Origin of the sequence: Allobosea sp. Root670, assembly GCF_001429415.1 — a bacterium.
In the GTDB taxonomy this organism is placed as follows: domain Bacteria; phylum Pseudomonadota; class Alphaproteobacteria; order Rhizobiales; family Beijerinckiaceae; genus Allobosea; species Allobosea robiniae.
The window spans coordinates 92,884-104,637 of sequence record NZ_LMJU01000012.1; the positions used below are offsets into that span (position 1 = coordinate 92,884).

An 11,754-nucleotide genomic window follows, 5' to 3' on the forward strand; every position below is an offset into this window, starting at 1 on the left:
GAACTCGGGCAGCAATCGGGCGGATTCGCAATCGGCGGATGCCGGCATAGTCTGGTGGTTAACGACGCGGATCGGAGGGAAGGCCATGGCGCAGATGCCGTATGCCGATCAGGTGACCAACCAGGTGCCGGTGCTGGCGGATTACGACGCCTTCGGCGCCGATCCGGTGCTGCCGGGGATCGTTTCTGCTTTCGGGGCGGACTGGGCGCGCGAGCGGCTGCACGAAGCCGGGCGGACGGTCGGCTCCGCCAGAGTGCAGGAGCTGGCCTGGCTCGCCAATCGCTACACGCCCGAATTGAAGGCGTTCGACCGCTTCGGCAACCGCATCGACGAGATCGGCTTTCATCCGGCCTGGCACGAGTTGATGGGGCTCGCCATCGGGCAGGAGACGCATGCGCTCGCCTGGAACCGTCCCGAGCTCGGCGCGCAGGTGGCACGGGCGGCCCTGCAATATCTCTGGTACGGCGCGGAAAGCGGCATCTGCTGCCCGATCAGCATGACCTATGCTGCCGTGCCGGTGCTGAAGCAGGACGCGGCTTTGTGGGAGCGATGGGGCTCGCTCGTCACTTCCGGTCGCTACGATCCGCGACAAGGGCCGGCGCATCTCAAGACGGGCGCGACTGTCGGCACGGCGATGACGGAAACGCAAGGCGGCTCGGATCTGCGCCAGACCCAGACCGTGGCCGAGGATAATCGCGACGGGACGTGGTCGCTGCATGGCAGGAAGTGGTTCTTCTCGGTGCCGCATTCCGACGTCTTCCTCACGCTGGCGCGGACGGGCGAGGGCATCTCCTGCTTCGTCGTGCCGGGCTGGCTGCCGGATGGGACGCGCAACGGCGTCGCGATCCAGCGACTCAAGGACAAGGTCGGCAATCGCTCGAATGCCTCTTCGGAGGTCGAGTTCAGGGGAGCTATCGGCCATCTCATCGGCGAGCTAGGCAGGGGCATCCGCACCGGTCTTTCGATGAACCATAATTCGCGCCTCGATATCGCGGCGGCCTCGTCCGGGCTGATGCGGATGGCGGTCTCGCTCGCGGCGCATCATGCCCAGCATCGCCGCGCCTTCCAGAAGGCGCTGATCGACCAGCCGATCATGCAGAACGTGCTGGCCGATATCGCCATCGAGGCGGAAGCCGCGGCCTGGCTTGCCTTCCGGCTATTCGCGGCGCTTGACCGGCAGGAGGCGTCTGAGAGCGAACGCCTGTTGGCGCGGGTTGGCGCGCCGATCGCGAAATACTGGATCACGCGGCGGGCGCCGGCCGTCGTCGCCGAGGCGCTGGAATGCCATGGCGGCAACGGGTTCATCGAGGAAAATCCCATGGCCCGGCTCTATCGGGAGGCACCGCTGAACGCGATCTGGGAAGGCTCCGGCAATGTCATCTGTCTCGATGTGCTGCGCTCGCTGGCGCGCGAGGAGGGGGCAGTCGACGTGCTGCGGGCGGAGATGATGGCGGCTGCCGGGGCGGACCGGCGCTATGACGTGGCGCTGAAGCGTTTGGAGAGCGAATTGCCGGAGATGATGCGCAACGAGGGGCAGGCAAGGCGATTGACGGAGCGGCTTGCGCTGCTGCTGCAGGGCTCGTTGCTGCTGCGCTTTGCGCCGGCCGCCGTGGCGGATGCGTTCATCGCGACGCGGCTGGGTGAGAGCTGGTCAGGGCAATTCGGCGATCTGCCGCCAGGTGTCGATGCGGCGGCGCTGACACGACGGGCCGTCCCCGCTGTCTGAAACGTCATGCTCGGGTCAAGCCCGAGCATGACGGCGTTGTCAGGCTGCTTCCGGCTCGAAATCCATCGCCACGCCGTTGATGCAGTAGCGCAGGCCGGTGGGTGGCGGGCCGTCCGGGAAGACGTGGCCGAGATGGCCGCCGCAATTGGCGCAATGCACCTCGACGCGGACCATGCCGAACTTGCGGTCCTCGCTGGTCTCGACCGCGCCTTCCAGCGGCTGGTCGAAGCTCGGCCAGCCGGTGCCGCTCTCGAATTTCTTGCCCGATTTGAACAGCTTCTGGCCGCAGCCGGCGCAGGAGAAGGTGCCGGCGCGCTTCTCGTAATTGAGCGCGCAGGAGCCGGCCCGCTCCGTGCCATGGCCGCGCAGGACCTGATACTGCTCCGGCGTCAGCCGCGCGCGCCACTCGGCGTCCGTGAGCTGGAAGGGGAAACTCTCGTCCTGCTTCTTCGGCTCGCCGAACATGCTCATCAGACCCATTGCGATCTCCTTGTCAGCGGGGGCGGCGCCTCATCGGCTTTCGTGCCCCAATATGGCGCTTTGCACCCGAGATTTCAGCCCTGTCGAGTCCAGGCAGCCTCACGATGCCGTGGCAGCGCAACGCAAGACGTCACCTGACCGTCACGCGACTCCTCTAGCAGCCCGGCCACCCGCAAAGGGAGGAAAACCGGTGACGCAACAGGCGACCCAAACGGCCCGCGCAGCCCGCCGCATGACCAGCTCCGGTCTGGGGCAGGCCGTCCGGCGCAGCAAGACGCTGTCCAAGGCCGGCCTACTGGAATGGCTGTTCGCCCGCGCCTTTTCCGGCCTGGTCTATCCGCAGATCTGGGAGGACCCCGTCGTCGACATGGCGGCACTCGGGCTCAAGGCCGACGACCATGTCGTGGCGATCGCGTCCGGCTCCTGCAACATCCTCTCCTATCTGACGGCGGCGCCTATCCGGGTCAGCGCGGTCGATCTCAACGCCACCCATATCGCGCTGGGCCGCCTCAAGCTCGCGGCGCTGGCGCGGATGGAGCGGCAGGAGGATTTCCTGCGCTTCTTCGGCCGGGCGAAGGATAGTGCCAATGTCGCGCTCTACGACCGCGAGATCGCCGGTCATCTCGATGTCGTCTCGCGCGGTTACTGGGAGGGGCGGGGGCTGAACGGGCGGCGCCGGATCAACCTCTTTGCTCGGGGCTTCCACCGCTACGGGCTGCTCGGCCGCTTCATCGGCACGGGTCATATGCTGGCGCGGCTGCTCGGTGGCAATCCCAGGGCGATGCTGGCGGCGCGCGACCGGGCCGAGCAGCGGGCGCTCTACGACAGGCATCTCGCGCCGGTCTTCGAGCGCAAGCTGATCCGCTGGCTGGTGCGCCAGCCGGCCTCGCTCTACGGGCTGGGCATCCCGCCGGCGCAGTACAAGGCACTGTCCGCCGATGGCGAGGACGGCATTCTCGGTGCGCTGAAGCTCCGGCTGGAACGGCTGGCCTGTGATTTCGACCTCAAGGACAACTACTTTGCCCAGCAGGCCTTTGGCCGGCGCTATGGCGAGGGGCCGGATGCAGCCTTCCCGCCTTATCTTCAGCCGGAACATTTCGCGGCGGTGAAGGCGCGGGCCTCGGGCGTGTCCTATCGCCAGAGCGCGGTCACGGACTTCCTGGAGGGCGAGCCGGCCGAGAGCTGCGACGCCTATGTGCTGCTCGATGCGCAGGACTGGATGAACGACGCCGATCTGACGGCGTTGTGGTCGCAGATCACGCGCACGGCCCGGCCGGGCGCGCGGGTGATCTTCCGCACGGCGGCCGACGAGAGATTGCTGCCCGGCCGCGTGCCCGCGGCGATCCTCGACCAGTGGCATTACGAGGAGGAGACGAGCCGCGAGCTCTGCCGGCAGGACCGCTCGGCAATCTATGGCGGCTTCCACCTCTATGTCCTGAAGGGCCAGGGCCGGTGAGCGCGGCGGAGACGCCGGCCGGCCCGGCCGCCGGGCTGATGGACCGAATCTACCGGCACCAGCGCCATATCTACGATGCCAGCCGGAAATTCTATCTGCTCGGCCGCGACCAGCTCATCGACGGGTTGCAGCCCCCGGCCGGCGCGACCGTGCTGGAGATCGGCTGCGGCACCGGACGCAACCTGATCCGGATCGCCCGGCGCTATCCGGATTGCGCCTGCTACGGACTCGACGTTTCCAGCGCGATGCTGGCGACGGCGAAGATATCGGTTGCGAAGGCGGGCCTCGATGACCGGATCAGGCTTGCCCAGGCCGATGCCACTGCTTTGGATCCTCAAGCGCTGTTCGGCCTTGCCGGCTTCGATCGGATCGTCATCTCCTATGCGCTGTCGATGATCCCGCCCTGGCAGGGCGTCGTCGCCGAGGCGCTGCGCCGGCTCGCTGCCGGCGGCTCGCTGCATATCGTCGATTTCGGCGACCAGGCCGGATTGCCGGGGCCGTTCAAGGCCGTGCTGCTGCGCTGGCTCGCGCTGTTCCATGTCACGCCGCGGGAGAACCTGCCGCAGGCCGTGCGGGCCATTGCCGAAGCGGCCGGGGCCGATTGCCGGCTTGACGCGCCCTATCGCGGTTATGCGGTGCATGCCGTCGTCACGCACCGCCGGGCGGCGTAGCGGCACGCCGCGTGAATGCCTATGCTGCCGGCGATGGATTCAGCCGACCCCTCCGACGAAAGCCGCTTCGAGGTTCTCCGCGACCGGCTGCGTCAGCTCTATCACGGCCGCTCGCCCGCCGCGTTGCGCTTCCAGGCGGTGACGACGGTCGTCGATCTCCTGATCATCGCCTTCTTCATCCTGACGCCATTGCTCAGGGAGAATGCGGCCTTCCTCTGGATCGATTACTCGGTCGCGGTGATCATGGTCGCCGAGATCGCGGCGCGCCTGCTGGCCTCGACCAACATGCTCCGGCTGCTGCGCCAGCCGACCATGCTGCTCGACCTCTTCATCCTGCTGACGCTGCTCATGCCGCAATGGCTGGAGAATTTCGGCTTCCTGCGCATCCTCAGGCTGTGGTCGCTGTCGCATAAGGGCATCGTCTGGGCCCAGTTCCGCGAAACCCGCTTCCGCGAATGGGAGAATGTGGTCCGCGCGCTCGGCAATATCGCGACCTTCCTCTTCGTGGTGACCGGCTTCGTCTACACCTTCTTCTTCCGGCAGGAGGGCGGGCTCGAAAGCTACGTCCAGGCGCTCTACTTCACGGTCGCGACGGTGACCACGACAGGGTTCGGCGACGTGGTCCTGCCGGGCATCGCCGGCAAGCTGACCTCGATCCTGGTGATGATCGTCGGGATCACGCTGTTCGTGCGCCTGGCGCAGGCGCTGTTCCGCCCGAACAAAGTGCTGTTTCCCTGCCCGGAATGCGCGCTCCAGCGCCACGAGCCCGACGCGGTCTATTGCAAGGCCTGCGGGCACAAGCTCAAGATTCCCGACGACGATCCCTGAGGCGGCGATTGTTCAATGCCGGGTTTCGGTCTCGGTCTCGCGCTCTTCAGCCGTGTCCTCGACCCGGATCGCCGATTTTCGGGGCATGCCGATGATGCGGCCGATCGTGACTGGCAGCGGCATCATGCTGTGCGCGGCCTTCATCAGGGCGATATTGGCAAGGATATCGGCCGGGAAGGGCGTGACCTTCCGACTGATCATGTCGACATGCAGCGACAGGTTCTCGCTGGTCGCCGCAAGCCAGCCCTCGTTGGCGTGCCGCATCTCAAGATAGTAATGCAGGCGCTTGTCGTCGAAGGCGATGAGCTGCGCGGTGATGCGGACGAGATCGCCCTCGGTCAACTCGCGCTTGTAGAGGATGTGGCACTCCGCCGCGAAGGTGGAGGCGTGGCGCGTCTCGACATAGTCGCGGGTGAGGCCGACCAGCGAGAAGACCTCGTCGACCGCGCGGTCGAACAGCACATGGTAATAGGCCATGTTGAGATGGCCGTTATAGTCGATCCATTGCGGCTCGACCCGCATCGCCGAGGAGACGAAGGGGGCGAAGAACAGCGCCGGGGCGCGCGTATCGTGTTTCATGATCGCCTCCCTGACAGGCGCCTCGTTCAAGGGCCGGCGGCATTATTGCCGCTGCCCATTTCATCGTCGCATGATCTAGTATGCATCGCTCGCAAGCGGCGTCAGCATCTTGGACCGGCCAGTATGGCAGGACCATGTCGAAGCGTAACCAATTGCGAAACCGATCTGTTCCAAGTCTAAGCGCCCAACCTGGATGTTGACAATGAGCCTGCCCAGCGCCGCCCCTCATGCCAGCCCTGCCTCCGCCGCAGTGCTGCCGCCCTCGCCGGAGGCGATCGCGGCGGTAACGCAAGGCTTGGCGGCAAGCTTCGGCAACCGGCTGGTCACCAGCCTCGCCGTGCGCCAGCAGCACGGCCATACGCTGACCTGGATCCCGAACCAGCCCCCGGATGCGGTGGTGTTCCCGCAGAGCACGGACGAGGTCTCGCAGATCGTGAAGCTCTGTGCCGCCCATGGCGTGCCCGTCATCGCCTTCGGCACCGGCACTTCGCTGGAGGGCCATGTCAACGCCGTCTTCGGCGGCGTCTGCATCGACATGTCGCAGATGAAGCGGATCATCGCGGTTCATGCCGAGGATCTCGACGTCGTCGTCGAGGCCGGCGTCACCCGCAAGGAGCTCAACGAGCATCTGCGCGACCAGGGCCTGATGTTCCCGATCGATCCCGGCGCCGACGCCTCGATCGGCGGCATGGCGGCGACGCGCGCCTCCGGCACCAATGCGGTCCGCTATGGCACGATGAAAGACAATGTCCTGGCGCTGACCGCGGTGATGGCCGACGGCTCGGTCGTCAAGACCTCGACGCGGGCCCGCAAGACCTCGGCCGGCTACGACCTCACCCGCCTGCTGGTCGGCTCGGAAGGCACGCTCGGCATCATCACCGAGGTGACGCTGAAGCTGCACGGCATCCCGGAGGCGGTCTCTGCCGGCGTCTGTCCGTTCCCTTCGGTGAAGGCGGCCTGCGACGCGACGATCCTGACGATCCAGACCGGCCTGCCGGTCGCGCGCATCGAATTGCTCGACGACGTGATGATCCGCGGCGTCAATCTGCACGCCAAGCTCGGCCTGGCCGAGACGACGATGCTGTTCGTCGAGTTCCACGGGACCGAAGCGGGCGTGAAGGAGCAGTCCGAGCGCTTCGGCGAGATCGCGGCCGAATTCGGCGGCGGCCCGTTCGAATGGGCGACCAAGGCGGAAGACCGCTCCAAGCTCTGGCAGGCGCGCCATGACGCCTATTGGGCGGCGAAGGCCCTGCGCCCCGGCTTCGATTCGGTCGCGACCGATGTCTGCGTGCCGATCTCCCGCCTGGCCGAATGCGTCGAGGAGACCAAGCGCGACATCGAAGCCACCGGCCTGATCGCGCCGATCGCCGGGCATGTCGGCGACGGCAATTTCCACACGCAGCCGCTGGTCGATCTCGCTGATGCCGCCGAGGTCGAGCGGGCGCAGGGCTTCATCGACCGGCTGGTGAAGCGGGCGCTCGCCATGGGCGGCACCTGCACCGGCGAGCACGGCGTCGGTCAGAAGAAGATGAAGTATCTCGAGCTGGAGCACGGGGCCGAGGCGCTCGCGGTGATGCGGGTGCTGAAACGGTCGCTCGACCCGCGCAATATCCTCAATCCCGGAAAAATCGTCGCCCTGTGATGTCGTTACGGCTTGCGCCCTTGGTTTCCTTCGCCGAAATGTCGTGATCTCGCCGCGACTTGCGGGCAGGATGGGATATTCCGGCGCAGACCGTCCTTGCGACGAAACGGACCCGTCATTCCGGGGCAACTGCGGGATGACGGCGTGGTTCGGTCGCAAGGTCGGGGTAGGCTGAAAAGCGGCGCCGCTCCACGAGCGACAGGGGTAGACAGCGGAATTTGCGTGAGAGTCTCACAGTTCTGGCCGGCCTGCTGGTGCTGGCGCTGCTGGCGGCCCTGATCGGCCCCGGTTTCGTCGACTGGCAGGCCTATCGGCCGCAGATCGAGGCGCGGCTGAGCGAGGCGCTCGGCGTCGAGACGCAGATCGGTGGCGGGATCGGCCTGCGGCTGCTGCCATCGCCACGCATTGCGCTCGAGGATGTGCGGATCGGGCCGGGCGACGGCTCGGCAAGTTCAGCGACGGCCGAACATGTGACCGTGGAATTGGCGCTGGCGGCGCTCGCCCGCGGCGATTTTCGTTTCTCCGAAGCGCGGCTCGACGGTGCGGCGGTTTCTCTCTTGCTGGACGAGGCGGGCTTCATTCGCCTGCCCAAGCGAAGCGGCAAGGGCATTCCGGCAGGGGCGAGCCTCGATCGCCTGACGATCAGCCGTTCGACCCTGATCTGGCGCGAGGCCAGGAAACCAGCCGTCACGCTCTCGCCGATCGCGGCTGAAATGTCGGCGGTGAGCCTTGCCGGCCCGTGGCGCTTCGAGGGCGAGGTCGCGGGGGCGTCGCTGCGTGTCACGACCGGAGAGATGGAGGCCGACGGGCGGCTGCGGACCAAGGCCTATCTCACCGGCGAGGACCTGCAGCTCGGCTTCGACGGCGCGCTGCTCTTCCCGAAAGGGGCGGAAGGCTTCGGGGCGGAACTGGACGGCGCCTTCAATCTCTCGCCGGGCGGGGCAGTCGCGCTGACCGGGCGCGTCAAGGGCGGCAGCAGGCAGCTCGATCTCGCCGGGCTCACGCTCGATGTCGCGGGCGGGGCGGCACGGCTGGAAGGCGAGGGGCAATACCTGCCCGGAACGGGCAAGGGCTCGCTGGCGCTGCGCGCGCGGCGGCTCGATGCCGATGCGCTGATGACGGCGCTGGCTGAGCGGCAGGGCTTCGAACGCGCCTTGCAGGGCCTGCCCGGCGCTTTCGATGTCAGCCTCGATCTCGACCAGTTGATCTGGCGCGGCGAGGATTTCTCGACGCTCGCCCTGCGCGGGCGCCTGCATGACGGCGGCCTGAGCGATGCCTCTGCTTCGGTGCGCGTGGCCGGCGCGTTGCTGGGCGCGAGCGGCAGCCTGAGTTCGGAAGGGGCCTCGGGCCGGTTCAACCTCAAGGCCGACGATGCCCGCCGTGTCGGGCTGGTATTGGCGCGGGCCGGGCTCGACCCGGCGCTGGCCGATTTCATTGCGCGCCTCGGTCGGATCGATGCCGATGCCGTCGGCGCCTGGACGGGCCAGGGCGGCCGGTTCCAGCGCCTGCTGGTCGCGGGCTCGGCGGGTTTGCGGCTCGAGGCTTCCGGCGAGATCGCACCGAACCGGATCGCGGCGAAGGCCTCCGTGAATGGGCTTTCGCTCGATACCCTGCCGCCCGGCACCAGTCTCTCCGGCCTGTTGCGGCAGCGCGATGTGGCGCTGGAGCTCGTGCTCACCAATCTGCGCTTCCGCAACGCGCCGCCGGGCTCGGCCAATCTCGACCTCCGTCGCGAGGGCGATATCTGGCGGCTGAGCCGGCTTTCGGTCGAAGGCTTCGGTGGTGTGGCGGTCACCGGTGCCGGCGCGCTGCTGGCGGAGGGCGGCGAGATTTCCGGCCGGGTGCGGGCGCCGCGCTTCGAGACATTGACGGCGCTGGCCGGACCGCTGCTGCCGGAAACCGCGGTGCAGGCGCTCCAGCGCGTCGGCGAGGGATTGGCGCGGCTCGATACCGGTTTCCGCCTGACGCGCGCGGCTTCGGGCGAGACCAGCCTGTCCGCCGAAGGCACGGCCGCAGCCGGCAAGCTCAAGCTCGACGGACGGATCGACCGGGCCGGCAACTGGAGCCGGGCGGCTTTGGGCTTCGAGCTCAACGACCGGCGGCAGGCCTTTGCGGCTCTCGGCCTGCCGCTGCCGCAGCAGGGTGGCGCGGGGCAGTTCAACCTCGAACTGGACCGGGGCAAGGCAACGGGCTCGCTGGCGGGGCAGGGGCTGTCGGTTGTCGTCGAGGATAGCGGACAGGGGCCTCAACTGAGCATGCAGGCGGATGGGCCGGGACAGATCCTTGCCGAGGGGCCAGCGCGATTGCTGCCGGACGGCGTCATCGATGCGCATGCGCGGCTCACCATTGCCGAGGAGGCGATCCGGCTCGACGAGATCACCGCCCATCTCGGCGGGATGGCGGTAAGCGGCTCGCTGCTGCTGCCGCGTGAGGGGCGCTCGTCAGGTCGTATCGCGGTCCCGACCGTCGATCTGCGTCCGCTGATGAATGCGGCGCTCGGGCAAGTCGCCGTTGCTCCCGGTGCGATCTGGTCGACCGGGCGCTTCGGACGCATTGCCGGGTTCCCCGATTTCGACATCGCAGTCGAGACCGGCGCGCTGCTCGCCTTCGAGGACGGCACCATCCGCAATGCCGCTTTCACCCTGCGGACGGACCAGGACGGCCTCAGGATCGACGATATACGCGGCAGCTATGGCGGCGGGCAGGTCGCCGGGCGACTCGGCCTGCGGCGCGATGGCGGGCTCGCCCAAATCAATGGCCGGCTCAGCGCGATGGCGATCGATCTCGGCGAATTGACCAGGGGCGCCGTCGGCGGCAAGACCTCGGGGCAGATCGAGTTCGGCGGTTCGGGCGAGACGCCGGCGCGGCTGGTCGCGGGCCTGAGCGGTGCCGGCAGCCTGGCGCTCAACGGCACGCGCCTCGCCCGCTTCGACCCCAACGCCTATGCGAGGATCATCGCAGGGACCGGCGAGGATGCGTCCGAGAGCGACGCGTCGCGCTTGCGGGACCGTCTCAGCGAGGCGCTCGACAAGGATGCCTGGGCTCTCGGCGACATTACATTGCCGTTCACCTTGGCCGGCGGGTTGATCCGGCTCCAGCCCTTCGCCTTCGAGCGCAGCGGGTTGCGTGCCGAGGCGAGCGGCGTTCTCGACCTGCGCGCGCTGACCGCCGATCTCAGGCTCGGCCTGAAGCCGCTGGGTGCCCTGCCCAAGGGCTGGCCGGGCGATGCGCCGCAGATCGGCATCGCCTGGCGAGGACCGCTGTCGAGCCTCCGGCGCGAGAGCGATGTCAGCGCCTTGTCGAACACCGTTGCGGCGCGGGCGCTGGCGCGCGAGATCGAGCGGGTCGAGGCTTTCGAGGCCGATGCGCGCGAGCGTTCGCTGCATGCGCGCCGGCTCCGGGCCGAGCGCGAGATGCGTGAGAACGAGCGCAAGCTGGGCGAGTTCCTGAAGGCGCAGGAGGAGGCTCGCCTCGCCGAGGAGAAACGCCAGGAAGAGGCGCGGCGCATCGAGGAGGAACGGCGTCTGGCCGAAGAGAAGCGCGCCGAGGAGATCAGGCGCGCCGAGCAGGCTCGCGCCGAGCTGGAAGCGCGCCGACGAGCGGAAGCCGAAGAGCGCGCCCGGGCCGCAGCCGAGCGGGCGGCTGCGCAATCGGCGGCGCCGCAAGCTCAGCCACAACCGCAGCCCGGCCCGCTCGTGCTGCCGGGGGCGCCGCGCAGCAGCTCGCCGGAAGGAGCGGTCCAGCCGCCGACCGGTGGCGTCGCGCCATTGCCGCCGCCGATGCAGATCCAGCCTGTGCCGCAGCCGCGCAGCGCGCCGGCGCGTTGAGAGCTCGATTCAACGGATTCGCGATTTGATTCCGGATCTTTCGATAAGCGCCTGACCAAGAACGGTATTCTGATTGGCGATGCCGGTTTGTCGATGGCTGGCAATCGACCGCGCCGTCTCAGGCGCCGCCCGCCAACCGCCGGTAATGCGCCAGCGCATGCAGCCGCAGGGCGGAGGAGAGGTTCAGCTCGCCTCGCCCGGAATCGACCTCGGCGACAAGCGCGGCAATCGGGCGATCTTCGCTCGCCGCGATCTCCTTCAGTGCCTCCCAGAAGGGGGCTTCCAGCGAGATGCTGGTGCGGTGGCCGGCGATGCTGAGCGAGCGCTTGCGCTCCGGCTTCATGCCGGCTCCGGCTCGTCGTCGCCGCGGTTGAGCCTGTGCCCGTCGATATGGCGGGCGGCCTTGTCGCGTTCGGCCTCGGTCAGCTTGCGCTCGGCCTTGGTCCGGCCGAAGGAGATGCGGTTCTGCTCGGCCGTCTTCTCAGCCGTGGCGCGCGCCTTCTGCTTGCGCGCCTGACGGAGGTTGATGATCTCGGCCACCGGGC

10 protein-coding genes are annotated in these 11,754 nt (G+C 68.1%); 6 read left to right on the forward strand and 4 right to left on the reverse strand.

The window, feature by feature from the left end; translation table 11 throughout:
• The first annotated feature begins 85 nt into the window (after nucleotides 1–85).
• On the forward strand, nucleotides 86–1,726 hold the full coding sequence (locus ASE61_RS10315; protein WP_244492791.1) for an acyl-CoA dehydrogenase family protein: 1,641 nt from the start codon (nucleotides 86–88) through the stop codon (nucleotides 1,724–1,726).
• Between the two features lie 39 nt (nucleotides 1,727–1,765).
• On the opposite strand, the gene msrB is transcribed toward ASE61_RS10315, so the two are convergent.
• On the reverse strand, nucleotides 1,766–2,197 hold the full coding sequence (gene msrB, locus ASE61_RS10320) for a peptide-methionine (R)-S-oxide reductase MsrB (protein ID WP_244492809.1): 432 nt from the start codon (nucleotides 2,195–2,197) through the stop codon (nucleotides 1,766–1,768).
• Between the two features lie 241 nt (nucleotides 2,198–2,438).
• Here msrB and ASE61_RS10325 point away from each other — a divergent pair, with 241 nt between their 5' ends.
• From ASE61_RS10325 to ASE61_RS10335, 3 genes are read left to right on the forward strand one after another with little or no spacing between them, the layout of a single operon-like run.
• Nucleotides 2,439–3,662: a DUF3419 family protein gene (locus tag ASE61_RS10325; RefSeq protein WP_061967248.1), complete on the forward strand. Its 1,224-nt coding sequence runs from the start codon at nucleotides 2,439–2,441 to the stop codon at nucleotides 3,660–3,662.
• Nucleotides 3,659–4,333 (forward strand): class I SAM-dependent methyltransferase, encoded by a 675-nt coding sequence (locus ASE61_RS10330; protein ID WP_413813533.1) that lies wholly within the window; start codon nucleotides 3,659–3,661, stop codon nucleotides 4,331–4,333. Before ASE61_RS10325 ends, ASE61_RS10330 begins: the two co-directional genes overlap by 4 nt.
• A gap of 33 nt (nucleotides 4,334–4,366) precedes the next feature.
• Nucleotides 4,367–5,161 (forward strand): potassium channel family protein, encoded by a 795-nt coding sequence (locus tag ASE61_RS10335; RefSeq protein ID WP_061967251.1) that lies wholly within the window; start codon nucleotides 4,367–4,369, stop codon nucleotides 5,159–5,161.
• A 12-nt stretch (nucleotides 5,162–5,173) separates the two neighbouring features.
• Here ASE61_RS10335 and ASE61_RS10340 read toward each other — a convergent pair whose 3' ends face one another.
• The gene (locus tag ASE61_RS10340; protein ID WP_061967252.1) at nucleotides 5,174–5,740 is read right to left on the reverse strand and encodes a thioesterase family protein; all 567 of its coding nucleotides are present in this window, start codon (nucleotides 5,738–5,740) and stop codon (nucleotides 5,174–5,176) included.
• Nucleotides 5,741–5,942: 202 nt separating this feature from the next.
• On the opposite strand from ASE61_RS10340, the gene ASE61_RS10345 reads away from it, so the two are divergent.
• A complete protein-coding gene (locus ASE61_RS10345) occupies nucleotides 5,943–7,382 on the forward strand; it encodes an FAD-binding oxidoreductase (RefSeq protein ID WP_061966804.1) in 1,440 nt (479 codons plus the stop codon).
• Between the two features lie 218 nt (nucleotides 7,383–7,600).
• Nucleotides 7,601–11,209, forward strand: a complete 3,609-nt coding sequence (locus tag ASE61_RS10350; RefSeq protein ID WP_082617355.1) for an AsmA family protein — start codon at nucleotides 7,601–7,603, stop codon at nucleotides 11,207–11,209.
• 118 nt (nucleotides 11,210–11,327) lie between these two features.
• On the opposite strand, the gene ASE61_RS10355 is transcribed toward ASE61_RS10350, so the two are convergent.
• Both ASE61_RS10355 and ASE61_RS10360 read right to left on the reverse strand, forming a co-directional pair.
• The gene (locus ASE61_RS10355; protein ID WP_061966806.1) at nucleotides 11,328–11,552 is read right to left on the reverse strand and encodes a ribbon-helix-helix domain-containing protein; all 225 of its coding nucleotides are present in this window, start codon (nucleotides 11,550–11,552) and stop codon (nucleotides 11,328–11,330) included.
• On the reverse strand, nucleotides 11,549–11,749 hold the full coding sequence (locus tag ASE61_RS10360; RefSeq protein WP_061966807.1) for a DUF4169 family protein: 201 nt from the start codon (nucleotides 11,747–11,749) through the stop codon (nucleotides 11,549–11,551). The genes ASE61_RS10355 and ASE61_RS10360 overlap by 4 nt, the downstream gene beginning before the upstream one ends.
• Nucleotides 11,750–11,754: the final 5 nt, after the last annotated feature.